Source organism: Leucobacter chromiireducens, from assembly GCF_003917135.1.
GTDB lineage: Bacteria > Actinomycetota > Actinomycetes > Actinomycetales > Microbacteriaceae > Leucobacter > Leucobacter chromiireducens_A.
On record NZ_RPDI01000004.1, the window covers coordinates 1 to 16,699 of the forward strand.

Annotated in this window: 12 protein-coding genes; 9 read left to right on the plus strand and 3 right to left on the minus strand. The window is 69.3% G+C overall.

Going from position 1 to position 16,699, the window contains the following annotated elements; translation table 11 throughout:
* From EGM46_RS02800 to EGM46_RS02820, 5 genes are all read left to right on the plus strand, one after another.
* Positions 1 to 1,131 (plus strand): acetate/propionate family kinase (locus EGM46_RS02800; protein ID WP_164512794.1); only part of this gene is annotated, 1,131 nt, incomplete at its 5' end.
* A 14-nt stretch (positions 1,132 to 1,145) separates the two neighbouring features.
* Positions 1,146 to 4,061, plus strand: coding sequence for a DNA polymerase III subunit gamma and tau (locus EGM46_RS02805; RefSeq protein ID WP_431194062.1), 2,916 nt, complete (start codon positions 1,146 to 1,148; stop codon positions 4,059 to 4,061).
* Between the two features lie 76 nt (positions 4,062 to 4,137).
* Positions 4,138 to 4,734, plus strand: coding sequence for a recombination mediator RecR (recR, locus tag EGM46_RS02810; protein ID WP_125098657.1), 597 nt, complete (start codon positions 4,138 to 4,140; stop codon positions 4,732 to 4,734).
* A 209-nt stretch (positions 4,735 to 4,943) separates the two neighbouring features.
* Positions 4,944 to 6,221 (plus strand): aspartate kinase, encoded by a 1,278-nt coding sequence (locus EGM46_RS02815; protein ID WP_125098658.1) that lies wholly within the window; start codon positions 4,944 to 4,946, stop codon positions 6,219 to 6,221.
* Positions 6,222 to 6,254: 33 nt separating this feature from the next.
* Positions 6,255 to 7,316 (plus strand): aspartate-semialdehyde dehydrogenase, encoded by a 1,062-nt coding sequence (locus EGM46_RS02820; RefSeq protein ID WP_125098659.1) that lies wholly within the window; start codon positions 6,255 to 6,257, stop codon positions 7,314 to 7,316.
* 211 nt (positions 7,317 to 7,527) lie between these two features.
* Here EGM46_RS02820 and EGM46_RS02825 read toward each other — a convergent pair whose 3' ends face one another.
* Positions 7,528 to 8,448: a metallophosphoesterase gene (locus tag EGM46_RS02825; RefSeq protein WP_125098660.1), complete on the minus strand. Its 921-nt coding sequence runs from the start codon at positions 8,446 to 8,448 to the stop codon at positions 7,528 to 7,530.
* A gap of 5 nt (positions 8,449 to 8,453) precedes the next feature.
* Positions 8,454 to 11,078: a transglycosylase domain-containing protein gene (locus EGM46_RS02830; RefSeq protein ID WP_241156145.1), complete on the minus strand. Its 2,625-nt coding sequence runs from the start codon at positions 11,076 to 11,078 to the stop codon at positions 8,454 to 8,456.
* A 43-nt stretch (positions 11,079 to 11,121) separates the two neighbouring features.
* On the opposite strand from EGM46_RS02830, the gene EGM46_RS02835 reads away from it, so the two are divergent.
* Positions 11,122 to 11,364: a DUF4177 domain-containing protein gene (locus EGM46_RS02835; RefSeq protein ID WP_241156146.1), complete on the plus strand. Its 243-nt coding sequence runs from the start codon at positions 11,122 to 11,124 to the stop codon at positions 11,362 to 11,364.
* A gap of 4 nt (positions 11,365 to 11,368) precedes the next feature.
* Positions 11,369 to 11,845: a RidA family protein gene (locus tag EGM46_RS02840; RefSeq protein ID WP_125098661.1), complete on the plus strand. Its 477-nt coding sequence runs from the start codon at positions 11,369 to 11,371 to the stop codon at positions 11,843 to 11,845.
* Positions 11,846 to 12,015: 170 nt separating this feature from the next.
* On the opposite strand, the gene acs is transcribed toward EGM46_RS02840, so the two are convergent.
* Positions 12,016 to 14,007, minus strand: coding sequence for an acetate--CoA ligase (gene acs, locus EGM46_RS02845; protein ID WP_125098662.1), 1,992 nt, complete (start codon positions 14,005 to 14,007; stop codon positions 12,016 to 12,018).
* A 193-nt stretch (positions 14,008 to 14,200) separates the two neighbouring features.
* Between acs and EGM46_RS02850 the strand changes: the two genes are divergently transcribed.
* On the plus strand, positions 14,201 to 15,358 hold the full coding sequence (locus tag EGM46_RS02850; RefSeq protein ID WP_241156147.1) for a CpaF family protein: 1,158 nt from the start codon (positions 14,201 to 14,203) through the stop codon (positions 15,356 to 15,358).
* Complete coding sequence (locus EGM46_RS02855) at positions 15,327 to 16,322, plus strand: type II secretion system F family protein (RefSeq protein ID WP_125098663.1); 996 nt, start codon at positions 15,327 to 15,329, stop codon at positions 16,320 to 16,322. The genes EGM46_RS02850 and EGM46_RS02855 overlap by 32 nt, the downstream gene beginning before the upstream one ends.
* Positions 16,323 to 16,699: the final 377 nt, after the last annotated feature.

The following is a 16,699-nucleotide window of genomic DNA, read 5'->3' on the forward strand; positions in this document are numbered from 1 at the left end:
GAGCGGATCGCGAGCGGTCTCGTGGAGCGGATCGGCGATCCGCTTGGACGGGTGAAGCACCGCGCCGGCGACGCTGCCTTCGAGGAGGAACTCCCGATCCCGGATCACACCGCCGGCTTCGCGCAGATGGAGCGGGCCTTCGCGCGCACCGGTGAGCCGCTTGCCGGCTCCGCGCTCGACGCGGTGGGCCACCGCGTCGTGCAGGGCGGCAACGACTTCTTCGCCCCCACCGTCATCGACGATCGGGTGGCCGCGCGCATCCTGGAGCTCGGCGTGCTCGCCCCGCTCCACAACCCGGCGCACCACCAGGCGATCGTCGCGGCGCGCGCAACATTCCCCGATGTGCCGCACGTCGCGGTGTTCGATACGGCGTTCCACCAGACCATGCCGGCTGCGGCATATACCTACGCGATCGACCGCGAGGTGGCCGCGGCGCACGGCATCCGCCGCTACGGCTTCCACGGCACCTCCCACCAGTACGTGTCGGCGCGCGCCGCACGATTCCTCGAACGCCCACTCGACGAGCTCTCCCAGATCGTGCTCCACCTCGGCAACGGCGCCTCCATGTGCGCGATCGACCGGGGCCGCTCGGTCGACACCTCGATGGGGCTCACCCCGCTCGAGGGGCTGGTCATGGGAACGCGCTCGGGAGATTTGGATCCGTCCATCCTGTTCCACCTCAACCGCGAGGCCGAGTACGACGTCGACGCGCTCGACCGGCTCCTCAACTCGCGCTCGGGCCTGCGCGGCCTCGCCGGCACCAGCGACTTCCGCGACGTGCGCGCCGCTGCCGACGCCGGCGACGCGGACGCCCAGCTCGCGATCGACGTCACCACGCACCGGATCCGGCACTACCTCGGGGCGTACCTCGCCACCCTCGGCGGCGCCGACGTGATCTCGTTCACGGCGGGCGTCGGGGAGAACAACGCGGCGCTCCGCGCTGACGTGTGCGCGGGGCTCGAGTGGTTCGGGATCAGGATCGATCCCGCGCTGAATGCCGCCGCGTCCGGCACGTCCGAGCCGCGCCGCATCAGCACGCCGGACTCGCGGGTCGCGATTCTCGTGGTGCCCACCGACGAGGAGGCGGAGATCGCGCGCCAGACGTGGGGGCTGGTGAGCGCGGCGGGCTGAGCCCGCACGGGTGAATGTCGGTGGGCGCGGGTAGCATTGAGATTGTGGTTGCCGCACTCTATCGCCGTTACCGGCCCGAAGCCTTCGCCGAGATGATCGGACAGTCCCAGGTGACTGATCCGCTCATGACCGCGCTCCGCAGCGGGCGCATTGGTCACGCCTATTTGTTCAGCGGCCCGCGCGGCTGCGGCAAGACCACCTCGGCGCGCATCCTCGCGCGCTGCCTCAACTGCGCCGAGGGCCCGACGGACACCCCGTGCGGGACCTGCCCGAGCTGCGTCGAGCTCAGCCGGGACGGCGGGGGATCGCTCGACGTTGTTGAAATCGACGCCGCGAGCCACGGCGGTGTCGACGATGCGCGCGAGCTGCGCGAACGCGCGGTGTTCGCCCCGGCCCGCGACCGCTTCAAGATCTTCATCATCGACGAGGCGCACATGGTGACGCCCGGCGGCTTCAACGCGCTGCTCAAGATCGTTGAGGAGCCGCCGCCGCACGTGAAGTTCGTCTTCGCGACCACGGAGCCGGACAAGGTGATCGGCACGATCCGCTCGCGCACCCACCACTACCCGTTCCGGCTCATCGCGCCCGCCACGCTGATCGACTACGTGCAGTCCCTGTGCGACAGCGAGGGCGTGCAGGTCGAGCCAGGCGTGCTGCCGCTCGTGGTGCGTGCGGGCGGGGGATCCGTGCGCGACACGCTCTCCATCCTCGACCAGCTGATCGCCGGTTCCGAGACGGCGCTCGTCACCGCTGAGCGGGCGGCCGGCCTTCTCGGCTTCACGCACACCGAGCTCCTCGACGACGTCGTGAGCGCGTTCGGTGCGCACGATCCGGCCGCGGCGTTCCAGGCGACCGACCGAGTGGTGCAGACCGGGCAGGATCCGCGCCGCTTCGTGGAGGACCTGCTGGAGCGCCTGCGCGACCTCATCGTGGTGAGCGCCACCACGGTCGACGGTGCAGCCGCCGTGTTCCGCGGGGTGCCGCAGGACCAGCTCACCCGCATGTTCGAGCAGGCGCAGCGCTTCGCGCCAGGCGAGCTCTCGCGCACCGCCGACGTGGTGGCCGCGGCACTCGATTCCATGGCAGGCGCGACCGCGCCCCGCCTGCAGCTCGAGCTTATGGTGGCACGCGTGCTCGTGCAGGCCGCCGGTGCGCCCGCGGCGCAGGTGCAGGCAGCGCAGGTGCCGGCAGCGCAGGCTCCGGTGGCCGCAGGAGCTGCCCAGGCTGCCGCGCCAGTGCAGCCACCCGCGCAGCCGCCCGCGCCCCCCGTGAACCCGCTGTCCGCGGTGGCCGCGGCGCGGAGCGCGGCTGCGGCACCCGCAGCGCCGACTCCGGCAGCCGCTGCGCCGACTCCGGCAGCCGCGGCGCCGACTCCGGCAGCTGTTGCGCCGGCCGCCTCGTCCGGTCAGGGGTCCGATCCCAGCGCGCCGAACGCTGCACAGACCGCGGCGTCGATTCGCGAGTTCCTGCGCGAGGACACGGCTGGAACGTCGGCTGCGCCGGCTCCCGCAGCGGCGGAGGCCGCGGCCGCGCCCGATGCGGCGCCGAGCGCTGAACCGGCTCCCGCGTCGGACTCTGCGCCTGCGTCTGCGCCGGTGCCCGAGCCCGCGCCCGGTGCGGTGCAGGACACCGCGCCGCACCCCAACGCGGGTGCCGCGTCCTTCGGTCGACCGATCTCCGACGTGCTGAGCGCAGCGCAGATCGAGAGCATCGGCAGCGAGCCCACGACGCCGGCACCGAAGCCGCCGCAGGCCGCGCCAGCGCCTGAGCAGGCCGCGCCGGTCGCGGCGCAGCAAGGGAATGAGCCGAACGCCGAGCTCCCCGAGGGTGCCCGCGCAGACAGCAGCGGGGAAGCTCCCGGTTTCGACGACCTCGTCGAGCTGTGGCCGGAGCTGCTCGAGGAGATCCTAGAGGCCGACCGTGACGCGTGGAGCGCGGTCTCCCCGGTCGTTCCCGTCGCGCTCGACGGAGATGTTCTCACCGTTGGGCTCGCCTCCGAGTCGGACCTCGCCGCGTTCAAGTCGGCCGGCGCAGGCCCGCTGCGCGAAACGATTCTCTCCGCCGTCGGCATCAGCGTGAAGTACAAGCCGACCCGAGTCGCCCAGGGCAGCGGCCCGGCCGCGCAGAACACGGCGCGCGAACCGCAGGCCGACAGTGACGCAGAGGAGCCTCATCGAGCGGGATCTCCCGCACCCCAACCGCACGCCGCAACGCCTGACGCGCACGACCCGGTCGCTCGGGCCGCCGCACGCCTGAACGGGCTCGGTCCCGCGCTGGCCGCCCCTGCCTGGGCCGGCCCCATTCCCGAGGCCCCCGAGACTGCCGCCGCGCCGGCCGCACCCGCAGAGGCTGCTGCTCCGGCTGCACCCGCAGAGGCCTCCGTACCAGCCGGAGCAGCTGCGTCCGGAGCCCCCGAACCTCCCGGCGCCCCGGCGGCAGCCGAGCCGCAGGCCGCGGCCCCAGCACCAACGGAGGAAGCCACAGCGCCAGCTGAGCCCGCCGCGGCACCCGCGGAGCCGGCAGCGTCAGCGGAGCCGGCAGCAACCGTGGCACCGGCGCCGGCAGCTCCGACCACCGGCCCAGCCGGCGCGGAGCCGCAGCCCAGCGCAACGATCCCGAGCGACCCCTACGCGGGCGGCGATCCCTACGACGACGCCGATGCTGCGCCGAGCGACGAGTACGAGGACGCATACGGCGATCCGTACGGTCGATCCGCGAACTCCGCCGCGCCTGCGGTCGACGCGCCCCAGCAGCCGAGCGTTGCGGCCCCGCCCCAGCCGTCGGTGCCCGAGGCATTGCCGCAGGGCGGCGCAGCACCAGCGGGTGAGGAACGGCGATCCGCGCCAGCGTTCACGCGCTACGGCGAGGCAGTGGTGCGCGAGGTGCTGGGCGCGCGCTTCGTCGAAGAACGCCCGCTCCCCGGCCAGTAACGCCCTACACTGAAGCGCGGCGCACACCGCGCAGCACACACGAACACCCGCGCCGCACACCGAGGAGGTACGCACCGTGTACGACGGAATCGTCCAAGACCTGATCGACGAGTTCGGTCGCCTCCCCGGCATCGGCCCGAAGTCGGCGCAGCGCATCGCCTTCCACATTCTGCAGACCCAGCACTTCGATGTGACCCGCCTCGCCGAGCTCCTCACCGAGGTTCGCGAGAAGGTGCGCTTCTGCGCGGTGTGCGGCAACATCACCGAGCAGGAGGAATGCTCGATCTGCCGGGATCCGCGCCGCGACCACACCCTCATCTGCGTGGTCGAGGAGCCGAAGGACGTGGTCGCGATCGAGCGCACCCGCCAGTTCCGCGGCGTGTACCACGTGCTCGGCGGCGCGATCAGCCCGATCGACGGGATCGGGCCCGACGACCTCGCGATTCCCGCGCTCATGCGTCGGGTCGGGGACGCCGAGATCCGTGAGGTCATCATCGCGACCGACCCCAACCTGGAGGGTGAGGCGACGGCGGCGTACCTCTCACGCCTCCTCACGAGCATTGAAGTGCCGGTGTCCCGCCTCGCATCAGGGCTTCCGGTCGGCGGCGACCTCGAGTTCGCCGACGAAGTGACCCTCGGCCGCGCGTTCGAGGGCCGCCGCCGCGTCGAGTAGCGCCCGCCCCGCCCCTCCCGTGAGTCCCGCGCGCTTTGAGGCCCCGGCGCCAGGCCCCCCAACCTTCGGAGAAATCGAGAAAAGCGGTGCGAACGCACGAAATAGCTCCGAGGAAACCAATTTCTCCGGCTGGAATGGGGTGCGAGCCAGTCAGACATACGCTTCGCGATAGACTGGACTCTCGCGTTCGCATTTGAGGAGGAACCCGCGTGGCATTGATCGTGCAGAAGTTCGGGGGCTCGTCGGTTGCCGATGCGGAGAGCATCAAGCGCGTCGCGAAGCGGATTGTCGATACCCGCCGCGCTGGCAACGACGTGGTCGTCGCGGTCAGCGCCATGGGTGACACCACTGATGAGCTGCTCGATCTCGCCGCAGAGTGCACCCCGATCCCCGCGCCCCGTGAGCTGGACATGCTGCTCACCGCAGGCGAGCGCATCTCCATGGCGCTCCTCGCGATGACCATTAAGGGCATGGGCCTTGAGGCGCTCTCCTTCACGGGCAGCCAAGCTGGCATGATCACCACGGCGGAGCACGGCTCCGCGAAGATCGTGGACGTCACCCCCGGCCGCGTGCGCGAGGCGCTTGATCAGGGCGCGGTCGCCATCGTCGCGGGCTTCCAGGGATTCAGCCGCACCTCGCGCGACATCACCACCCTCGGCCGCGGCGGCTCGGATACGACCGCCGTCGCGCTCGCGGCAGCACTCGGCGCCGACATGTGCGAGATCTACACCGACGTTGATGGCGTGTTCACCACCGATCCGCGCGTGGTGTCGAAGGCCCGCAAGATCGACGCGATCACGGCCGAGGAGATGCTCGAGCTCGCCGCGTCCGGCGCAAAGGTGCTCCATCTCCGCGCCGTCGAGTACGCGCGCCGCCACGGTGTCGCACTGCACGTCCGCTCCTCGTTCAGCAACGAGACGGGCACCATCGTCTACGACCCCGCCAAGGGGCATCCGAAGGGAGAACAGGTGGAAGAGCCGGTCATCACTGGTATCGCAGCCGAGAAGGACGAGGCGAAGGTCACGGTCGGTGGCGTTCCCGACGTCCCAGGCAAGGCTGCGCAGATTTTCGAGATCGTCGCGAAGACGAACGCGAACATCGACATGATCGTGCAGAACGTCTCGGCGGCTGACACGAACCGCACGGACATCTCCTTCACCGTTCCGGTGGGCGACGGCCGCCGCGTGATCGAGGCGCTGGAGGCCGAGCGTGAGTCGCTCGAGTTCGAGAACCTGCAGTACGACGACCAGATTGCCAAGGTCGCCGTGGTGGGCGCCGGCATGCGCACGAGCACCGGCGTGTCCGCGCAGCTCTTCCGCACGTTGTTCGAGGCGGGCATCAACATTGAGATGATCTCCACCTCCGAGATCCGGATCTCCGTCGTCACCCGCGCAGACCTGATGGATCAGGCCGTGCGCGTTCTCCACACCGCGTTCGGGCTTGACGCCGATACCGACGCGACGGTCTACGCCGGCACCGGCCGCTAGACCACCGAATTCTTCACCAGAACAGGACCACACATGTCTGATCAGCAGGGGCTCAGCCTCGCAGTTGTCGGCGCGACCGGCCAGGTGGGCGCAGTGATGCGTCGCCTGCTCGTCGAGCGCGACTTCCCCATCGCCTCCGTGCGCTTCTTCTCGAGCGCCCGCTCCGCCGGCTCCGTGCTTGAGTTCCGCGGCGAGCAGATCACCGTCGAGGATGTTGACACCGCAGACAAGAGCGGGATCGATGTCGCGCTCTTTTCCGCTGGCGGCACGGCGTCGAAGCGCTACGCCCCGGAGTTCGCGGCTGCCGGCGCAATCGTGATTGATAACTCGAGCGCGTGGCGTCTCGATCCAGAGGTCCCGCTCATCGTGAGCGAGGTCAACCCCCAGGAGATCGACAACGCGCCCAAGGGCATCATCGCGAACCCCAACTGCACCACGATGGCCGCGATGCCCGTGATGCAGGCCCTGCACGCCGAGGCGGGCCTCGAGCGCCTCGTCGTTACCACCTTCCAGGCGGTCTCCGGCTCTGGCCTGGTCGGCGCGAAGGAACTCGCAGGTCAGGCGACCGCAGCGGTGGAGTCCGGCGCGCTTGAGGCGCTGGTGCACGACGGCAGCGCGGTGGAGTTCCCCGCCCCCGAGGTATACACGAAGACCATCGCCTTCGACGTGCTGCCGCTTGCCGGTTCGATCGTCGAGGACGGCGAGGGCGAGACCGACGAGGAGAAGAAGCTCCGCAATGAGAGCCGGAAGATCCTCGGCCTGCCCGAGCTGCGCGTCGCGGGCACCTGCGTGCGCGTTCCCGTGTTCACCGGGCACTCGCTGTCGATCAACGCAGAGTTCGCGAACCCGATCAGCGCCGACCGTGCGCGCGAGGTCCTCGCAGCGGCGCCGGGCGTCGCGCTGAGCGACGTTCCGACCCCGCTCGAGGCGGCCGGCCAGGATCCCTCGTTCGTTGGCCGCATCCGTGAGGATCAGTCCGCGCCCGAGGGCCGTGGCCTCGTGCTCTTCATCTCGAATGACAACCTCCGGAAGGGCGCAGCGCTGAACGCGGTGCAGATCGCGGAGCTCGTCGCGGCGAAGTTGCTCGCCGCATAGTTCGGCCGCACGCACACGCCTGGGGGGCGGGACTCACTGAGTCCCGCCCCCCAGGCGTGTGCGGTGGTGCTGACGACGTCGGCGACCACGCGGCAACCGCACGCGATTCCGCGAAACCAAGCCCACTGCGCAGGATCGGGCTTGGTTTCGCCGAATCACTGAGGGAAGAGAACGTGGCCACCACCGCGCCCGCCGAAAGCGCGCGACAACGCTACGCGGCGGCCTCCAGCGTCAGCAGCGACGCCTCCGGGCGGCAGGCGAAGCGCACCGGCGCGTAGATCGAGTTGCCGAGACCCGCGCTCACGTTGAGGAAGGCTGCGCGGTGCGCGTCGTGCCAGACGCTGAGCCCCCGCGCCTGCGCGGGCGGCAGGTCGCAGTTTGAGGTCATCGCGCCGACGCCGGGGACGCGCACCTGGCCGCCGTGGGTGTGCCCGGCGAGGATGAGCGCCGTTTCGTCCCGCAGCAGCTCGCCCAGCGCCTCCTGGTAGGGCGCGTGCACGACGCCGAGCCGCACGATCTCGCCGGACGCTTCCGGCAGGGCGGCGTGCGCCTCGCGCATCGCGGCGACGTCGTCGTAACGAATGTGGGGATCGTTGAGCCCGAGCAGCTCGAGCGTTGTGCCCTGCACCTCGAACCGCGCGGCGGTGTTGTTGAGGTCGATCGCCCCGATGCCGCTGAGGCCAGCGGTGAGCGCGGCGTTGTCGATGTCCGGCACGCGCGTGCTCAGACGGCTGGGCTCGAGCAGGTACTTGACCGGGTTCTTGAACCGCGGCCCGTAGTAGTCGTTCGAGCCGTGCACGAAGACGGTCGGCGCCTGCTCCGCGAGCGGGCGCAGCGCGTGGATGAGCGCGTGGCGCGCCTCCAGGTGCCCCATCAGGTCACCGGTCAGCACGACGAGATCCGGGCGGAGCTCGACGAGGGAGCGCACCCAGTCGATCTTCCGGTTCTGCCACGGGGCGAGGTGCAGGTCCGACAGCTGGAGGATCCGGATCGGGGAGGCACCCGTGGGCAGGATCGGCAGCGTGTGCCGGCGCACGGTGAAGAGCTGACGCTCAATCACCGTTGCCCACAGGGTCACCCCGGCTGCGGCCGCTCCGAGAGCGACCGCAGCCGGCCGGACGGTGCCTGCCATCCGCGCTAGTTCTTTGCCTTGCAGGACAGGGTGAGCGTGACTTTGCCGCTCGTCTTCGCGTCCGAGCCGCCGTCGGGGCTCACGGAGACCACCTTGTCCTTCTTCGGGTCGGGCTTCCCGCCATCCTCACAGGTGAAGTCGACGTTGCCGAAGCCGGCGCTCGAGAGCGCGGACTTCGCGTCGTCGCCGCTCTTGCCGCCGAGGTCGCCGGGCACCTTTGCGGCCTCGCCGTTGCTGCGGTAGACGGTCACGCCGGAGCCGAGACCCACCTGCTCGCCCGCCGCCGGGCTGGAGGAAGCCGCGAGGCCCTTGCCAGCGGAGGAGTCGACCTCGCCGCCGTCGACCACGTTGAAGCCGAGCTGCGTGAGCATGCCAACCGCCTCGTCGAAGGACTTGCCCTTGACGTCGGGCACCTGCACCATGGTCTGCTGGATCGCGGTGGCCGAGGGCTCGGGGAACGGATCGCCGCCGTAGCGCGCGTCGGCGGCGTTCATGATCTGCGGCCAGATGTACTGGTCGGCGTACATCAGGTCGCCGAACGGCTGCGTCGAGACGCGGCCCCAGGTGCCGTCGGCAAACTGGATCGGTCCGGCGTTGCCCACCCAGGTGGCGGTCGCGACCTTGCTGCTCGCGCCGACGGTCCAGTTGTCGACGATGTCGTCGGTGGTGCCGGTCTTCGCGAGGTGCGGGACGCCGCTGGCAGACCGCGCGTGCTTCGCGAGACCGTTCTCCACGGTGTACTGGAGCGCGTATGCCACGCCGGCAGCGACCTCTGGGGAGAGCGCCTCGGAGCACTTGCTCTTCGTGAAGGGCACCTGCTCGCCGTCGGGGCCGGTGATCGAATCGATCGGCACCGGCGTGCAGACGGTGCCGTTGCCGGAGAACGCGCCGTACGCCGCAGCCATCGTGATAGGCGCCATCTCGTCGATGCCGCCGTAGACGTTCGAGGGCACCATGCTGAGCTCGGTGGTGCCGTACGTCGGCAGGTCCTCGTTCGTCTGCGGAGCGGCGCGGTGCAGACCGAGCTTTTTCGCGGTGTCGAACGTGCCGCAGAGGTCCATCTTCTGCTGCATCGAGACGAGGCCGCCGTTGACCGACTGCGCGATCGCGGTCAGAACAGACTGGTTGCCGCGCGTGAAGTTGTTGTCGTTCTGGAACGTGAACGAGCCGAAGCCGTACACGCCATCCGGCATGCAGGACGCCTGGATCGAGTTCTCCTGCACGGTTCGCGCGTTCACGTTGACGATGTCTCGTACCGAGTGCCCGGTCTGGATCCACTGCGCGAGCGTCACCGGCTTGAACGTCGATCCCACCTGGAACCCGCTCGAGCCACCGTACTCGTAGTCGGTGTTGTAGTTGATCGCGGTGTAGTCCTTGTTCTTCTCCAGGACGTTCGGGTCGTTGCTGAACGGCCGATTCTGCACCATGGAGAGCACGCGTCCGGTGTTCACCTCGACGCTGCTCGACGCCGAACCGACGTTGATGCCCTCCATCTGGGCGGGCACGGTCGCGTGCGTGGCGTCGACACCAGCGCGCTGCATGTCCAGATCGATCGTGGTGTGGATCTGGTAGCCACCGCGGCTGAAGTTGAACTCGCGCTCCTCAGGCGAATCGCCGAAGTTGGGATCCTGCTTGATGTAGCGCTGCACGTAGTCGCAGAAATGGCCGAGCCCGTAATTCTGCTCCGCAACGACGCAGCCGGCCACGCGCGGCGTGATCTTCGGCTCCACCTCGGTCGCGACGGCCTCATCATACTGGGCCTGCGTGATCTTGCCGTGCTTCAGCATGCTGCCAAGGATCTTGTCGCGCCGTTCCTTGTTCGCGGGGATGTTCTCGGGCACGTCGATCTGCAGGTGGCCGGGGTTGTTCACGATAGCGACGAGGCTGGCGGCCTGCGCGAGGGTGACGTCCTTGGCCGAGGTGCCGTAGTAGTAATGCGCTGCCGACTCGATGCCGTAGATCGTGCGGCCGTACAGTGCGATGTTCAGGTAGCCGAGCAAGATCTCGTCCTTCGGGAACTTCTTCTCGATGCTGATCGCGAGCTTCATCTCCTTGAGCTTGCGATCCATGTCCTGCTTCATCGCCTCCTTGTAGGCGGCGTCCTGCTCCTTCTTATCAGGGATCGCGAGCGCGTCCTGAATGAGCACGTTGCGTACATACTGCATCGTGATTGTCGAGGCGCCCGAGAGGTTCTGGCCGGCAGCGTTCTGCAGCACGGCGCGGCCCGTCGCCAGGACGTCGACGCCGCCGTGCGTGTAGAAGCGCGGATCCTCCTCCGCGACCGCGGCGTCCTTCACGAACTGCGAGATCTCGTCCCAGGCGACGGTCTCACGATCCTGGTCGTAGAACTCCGCGAGCATATGGTCCTTGCCGGCTGCGTCCTTCGCCCACAGCGTCGAGGGCTCGGCGAGGCGACCCGGATCGAGGTGCGCGGGAAGGCGATCAAAGATCTCGATCGCGGAGTTGGCCGCGGTGCCGCTCAGTGCGACCACCGGGGTGACGGCTGCGGTGACGAGCACTCCGGCGATCGCGCTCATCGCGACGGCGCCAAGAATGCCTCCGAGGGCTCCGCCCGCACTGCGCGGCTTCATGGAGCGCACGCGCGAGGACTGGGGTGTCTGTCGGGTCATAAGATGTAAGCGTATGCGACGTAGCTGAAAATCCGCGAACGAGATGGCGTTCGCGATCGGCGCGCGCATCACCGATCCGGACCCGATCCGGCCGCTTTCCGAGGGAGATCCGAACGTGAGTGACGTGACCGAAACGACGCAGTGGGAGTACTTCGTGACTCCGCTGCTGCTGCACAACGAGGCCCAGATCCTCAACAACTGGGGCGGACAGGGCTGGGAACTTGTCCAGATCATTGAGGGACCAGCTGGCGGCAACGTCGCATATCTGAAGAGGAAGAAGGCCTAGCACTATGTCGTCTGTCATTGAAGATCGCCTGAGCGAACTCGGATTCGAGATCCCCGAGGTGGCCGCAGCGGTCGCCGCATATGTCCCCGCGCTGCGCGACGGGAACTACGTCTACACGGCCGGCCAGCTGCCGTTCGTGAACGGTGCACTGCCCGAGACCGGCAAGGTGGGCGTCGGCGAGGGGCTGGTGTCCCCCGAGCGCGCTGAGGAGCTCGCGCAGCTGTGTGCGCTCAACGCGCTCGCCGCGGTGCGCGGCGTGGTCGGCTCGCTCGACCGGATCTCGCAGGTGGTGAAGGTCACGGCGTTTGTCGCCTCGGATCCCGCGTTCACCGGGCAGCCGGCCGTCGCGAACGGTGCCTCTGTGTTCCTCGGCCGCGTGTTTGGTGACCTGGGCATTCACGTGCGCTCCGCCGTCGGCGTCGCCGTGCTGCCGCTCGACGCCCCAGTGGAGATCGAGTTCGTCTTCAAGATCGAGGACTAGTTCGACGGGGGCGCGCCATGAGCTCTGCGCGCTGCGCCTGAGCCCTGCGCCCGCGCCCCCAAATCACACGGAGAAATCAGAAATCTCGGGGCCGATCACTGGATCGGCCCCGAGATTTCTGATTTCTCCGCTTGAAGTGGTGCCCGGGCCACAGCCCGGGCACCCGCGCGCTACTTCGCGCCGCGCTCGGAGCGCACGCGCGCCGAGATCGTCTGCATCACAGCCGTGTCGGCGAGCGTCGTGGTATCGCCCACCTCGCGGCCTTCTGCCGCGTCCTTCAGTAGGCGTCGCATGATCTTGCCGGATCGGGTCTTCGGCAGCTCGTTCACGATGAACACCTGACGCGGCCGCGCGATCGCGCCGATCTGAGCGGCAACGTGCTTCTTCAGCTCGACCTCGGCCTCCTCGGGGTCGAGGATCGTCTGCTGCGACTTCAGGATCACGAAGGCCACAACGGCCTGCCCGGTCGTCTCGTCGTCCGCACCGACCACCGCCGATTCGGCAACCGCGTGGTGCTCGACGAGCGCCGACTCGATCTCCGCGGTCGACAGCCGGTGCCCGGACACGTTCATGACATCGTCAACGCGGCCGAGCAGCCAGATGTCGCCGTCCTCGTCGAGGCGAGCGCCGTCGCCGGCGAAGTACTGATTGTCGAACTTCGACCAGTACGTGTCGACGAACCGCTGGGGATCGCCCCAGATGCCGCGCACCATTGACGGCCAAGGGCGGCGGATGACCAGTAGTCCACCCTGCCCGTTCTTGACAGGTTCGCCAGCCTCGTTGAGCACGGCGGCCGAGATTCCGGGGAGCGGGGTTTGCGCGCTACCGGGCTTCAGGCTCGTGATGCCGGGCAGCGGTGAGATCATCAGTGCACCCGTCTCCGTCTGCCACCAGGTATCGACGATGGGGGCCTTCCCGCCGCCGATGACCTCGTGGTACCAACGCCAGGCTTCGGGGTTGATCGGTTCGCCGACCGAGCCGAGCAGGCGAATGCTCGAGAGATCGTACTGCTCAGGAACCTGACGGCCCACCTTCATGCAGGCGCGGATGGCGGTCGGCGCCGTGTAGAAGATCGTCACGCCGTACTTCTGGATGATTGACCACCAGCGACCCCAGTCTGGCGTCTCCGGGGTTCCCTCGTAGATGACCTGCGTCGCACCATTGGCGAGCGGGCCGTAGACGACGTAGCTGTGGCCGGTGATCCACCCGATGTCGGCGGTGCACCAGTACACGTCGCTCTCCGGCTTGAGGTCGAACACGTTCCGGTGCGTGGTGCTCGCCTGCGTGAGGTAGCCGCCCGAGGTATGCAGGATCCCCTTCGGCTTGCCGGTGGTGCCGGACGTGTAGAGGATGAACAGGGGGTTCTCTGCTGGGAAGCCCTGTGGGGTGTGCTCACCGTCGAACGCGGTGATCTCCTCATGCCACCACAGGTCGCGGCCAGGCTCCATCACGACCTCATTGTTGGTGCGCTGCACCACGAGCACCTTCTGCACGGTGCTGCCGCCGCCATGCAGGGCGAGCGCATCGTCAACGGTGGGCTTGAGTGCGGAGGCGCGGCCCTTGCGGTACCCGCCGTCTGCGGTGATGACGAGTTCGGCTTCCGCGTCGTCGATGCGCGCGCGCAGGCTGTCGGCGCTGAAACCGCCGAACACGACAGAGTGGGCCGCGCCGAGGCGCACGATGGCGAGCATCGCAATGATCGTCTCGGGAATCATTGGCATGTAGATGGCGACGCGATCACCGGCCTGCACACCGAGGCTCGTGAGCATGTTTGCCGCGCGCTTCACCTCGTTGGTGAGCTCTGCGTAACTGAGGCTTCGGGTGTCGCCCGGTTCGCCCTCGAAGTGGATCGCGATCCGATCGCCGAGACCGGCCGCGACGTGACGATCGAGGCAGTTCTCCGCGACGTTGAGCTCGCCATCAGCGAACCACTTCGCGAACGGCGGGTTTGTCCAGTCGAGGATCTCGGTGAACGGCTTAGTCCAGCGCAGCTGTTCGGCCTGCTCAGCCCAGTACGCCTCGGGATCCTGGGCGGCTCGCCAGTAGACCGAGGAATCTGAGAGGTTGGCCTGCGCTGCAAACGCTGGGCTGGGTGGGAACGTTTCGGTCCCATCGGCATTCTGCAGTGGGTGGCTTTCGATAGTGCCGTGCTGATCAGTCATGGACGCCCTTATCCGTGTCGTGTGTGAAGCCGTCCCGTGCGGTGCACGCACGCAGGGGACGCTGAATGCTTCCTCAGGGTATACCCCCGTGACACCCTCGCCCACACCCGGAAGGAGGGATCCAAAACGGCCGAACAATCCACATTCTGGGGTGCGCCGCCGCGACCGCGCAATTCCAGCGTTGACTGGCAGTATGACCCACTTTCCTCTCGCCAGGCACAGCGGAGAATTCCCGCCGCAGCGTGCTGGTCCGCCGGCCGCTGCGGCCGCGATGCTCGCACGTTCCGTGGCCGCGGCCGCCTCGATCGCCGGGGCAGCTTCCTCTCGGGCTCCGTGGGTGGAGGAGCCGTTGGGGCCGCGCACGGCCCGGCTCGCGCTCTCGGCGCGGCGGGCGTTGGGCGGGTTGCTCCCGCTCCTCGACCGACCACGGCTCCGGGATCTCCTGGTGCAGGTGGTGGACGGAGTGGGGACCCTGTGGCTGGACGAGGGGGCCGGGCCGCGCGCCGTTCCAGGATGGCAGGCGGCGCCGGCAGCCGTGCATCGCCTCGCGATCTCCCTGATTGCAGCGGGCGGGCGCCAACTGGATGAACTCCGCCCATCCGCCGACGTGCGGCTCGGCGATGGGATCCGGGTGCACGCGGTGATCCCGCCGATCGCGGTTGCGGGTGCCGCAGTCTCCATCCGAGTGCCGAGGATCGCTCGGCCCGAGTATGCGGAGCTCGTGCGCGGCGGAATCTGCGATGGCGCCACCGATCAGGTCTTGCGTCACGCGGTGCGGCAGCGTCAGAACATCCTGCTCACCGGGGCGACCGGCAGCGGCAAGACGACGCTGCTCGCGGCGCTGCTCGATCTGGTGGGGCCCGAAGAGCGCATCATCACGATTGAGGATCTCGCAGAGTTGCGGCTTCAGCACCCTCACGTGGTCTCGCTCGAATCCCGGCCGGAGAGCGCGGAGGGAGTGGGAAGAGTGTCGCTCGCGGCGCTGCTCAGAGAGGCACTGCGTATGCGCCCGGATCGAATCGTGCTCGGTGAGTGCCGTGGTGCCGAGCTCGCCACGCTCCTCGCCGCACTCAACACCGGGCACGATGGGGGCGCTGGGACGCTGCACGCGAGCAGCATCGCCGAGGTCCCCGCACGGCTCGAAGCGCTCGGGGCACTCGCCGGGCTGTCCGCCGAGGCGCTGGCGCGACAGGTTGTCGCGGCGATTGATCTGGTGGTGCATCTCGCGCGGGATCGGGGAGTCCCCCGTGTCGTGGGCGTCGCCCGCCTGGCGATCGGCGCGGGCGGCACGCTTGCGGTCCGTGGGCTCGACACACGGGGTGAACGGGGGCGCCGTGCGCGAGCGGCGTGACCCGGCCGTCGAGACCAGTGTTGTTGCCGCGCTGGGAGCACGGGCCGCAGCACTGTTGCGCGGGGGTGTCCCCGCGGCGGCGCTGTGGCGCACGCTCGCGGCGGAGGGTCGGAAGACTCGTGGCGATCCGTCTGGCAGCGTGCTGGGCCCGCGTACTCGCGGCCCAGCGATCGCGGCGGGCGTCGCCGTCGCAGCCGCAGACATCGCGCGCGCCGTGGACGACGGCACGGGAGTCGCCGCGGCACTCGCTGCTCGGCCGCGCGCCCCGTGGCGCGTGCTCGCGGCTGCCTGGCTGCTCAGCGAACGCAGCGGGGCACCTCTGGCGCCCGTGCTGGAGCGCGTCGCCGAAGCCTGCCGCGAGCTCGCGAAGATTGCGGAGCGGCGCGCCGTGCTGCACGCCGGGCCGCGCGCCACCGTGCGCCTGGTGCTCGCGCTCCCGGCCCTCGCGAGTGGAATGGGTGCACTGCTCGGGTTCAACCCGATCGCCGTGCTGATGAGCGGGCCGGGCATCGGGCTCCTCATCGTGGGGATCGCGCTCATGTGCACCGGCGTGATGTGGACCCGTGCGCTTCAGCGCCGCGCCGAGCGCGATGACGCGGTGACCGGGCTCGAGTGCGAGCTGCTGTGGGTCGCACTCGGAGGAGGTACTGCGCCCGCGCTCGCGCGGCTGCGCACCGCCGACGCGGTCGACGAGGTCGGAGCGGAGTGGATCCCGCTTGATCGGTTCTGCCGGGACGAACTGCTCGACACCGTTGTCGCGAGCGCCGAAGACACCGGAGCGGCGCTCGGACCATTGCTGCTCACGGAGGGTCGCGCGGCACGCGAGCGCGCCGCCGCGGAGCTCGAACGGGGCGCCGAGCGATTTGGGGTGCAGATCCTGCTTCCCCTCGGGCTCTGCGTGCTCCCTGCGTTCATTGCGATCGGTGTGGCACCGGTGATTCTCGCGATGCTCGCTGGCGTGTAGCCGGCGCGAGGAGACGCTCGCGGGAGGGAGCTCTCTCGTCCACAGCTTGCGCGCTCGCCGCAGTGCGAGGCACTTCTCCACACCTGGCGCACTCGAGCACTCCTGCTGCGCCGCATCCCGCAAGCTTGTCGAACCGGCACCCGCCGGGCCGTGCGAGAGAGAGGACGACCCATGAACCCCAGACTTCACCTGGTCCCCACCCCTGCCACCGGCGGCGCGGAACGGGAAGCTCCCGCGCACCGTGGCAGCGTTGCGCACGTCTCCCCGAGAGGCGTCGCCACCCCTGGCGCGCGCGCACGGAGCGCACACCCGGCGTACGCGGCGGCGCGCCAGCAGCCTGCGCGGGGCAGCCATCCGGTTCGTGGCGCACGGAGCGG

Bases quoted from the DNA above. Each gene is read 5' to 3' on its own strand.
- EGM46_RS02850 (WP_241156147.1), top strand. From the start codon at position 14,201: ATGACCCACTTTCCTCTCGCCAGGCACAGCGGAGAATTCCCGCCGCAG.
- EGM46_RS02830 (WP_241156145.1), bottom strand. From the start codon at position 11,078: ATGACCCGACAGACACCCCAGTCCTCGCGCGTGCGCTCCATGAAGCCG.
- EGM46_RS02840 (WP_125098661.1), top strand. From the start codon at position 11,369: ATGTCGTCTGTCATTGAAGATCGCCTGAGCGAACTCGGATTCGAGATC.
- EGM46_RS02835 (WP_241156146.1), top strand. From the start codon at position 11,122: ATGGCGTTCGCGATCGGCGCGCGCATCACCGATCCGGACCCGATCCGG.
- EGM46_RS02825 (WP_125098660.1), bottom strand. From the start codon at position 8,448: ATGGCAGGCACCGTCCGGCCGGCTGCGGTCGCTCTCGGAGCGGCCGCA.
- acs (WP_125098662.1), bottom strand. From the start codon at position 14,007: ATGACTGATCAGCACGGCACTATCGAAAGCCACCCACTGCAGAATGCC.
- EGM46_RS02805 (WP_431194062.1), top strand. From the start codon at position 1,146: ATGTCGGTGGGCGCGGGTAGCATTGAGATTGTGGTTGCCGCACTCTAT.
- EGM46_RS02820 (WP_125098659.1), top strand. From the start codon at position 6,255: ATGTCTGATCAGCAGGGGCTCAGCCTCGCAGTTGTCGGCGCGACCGGC.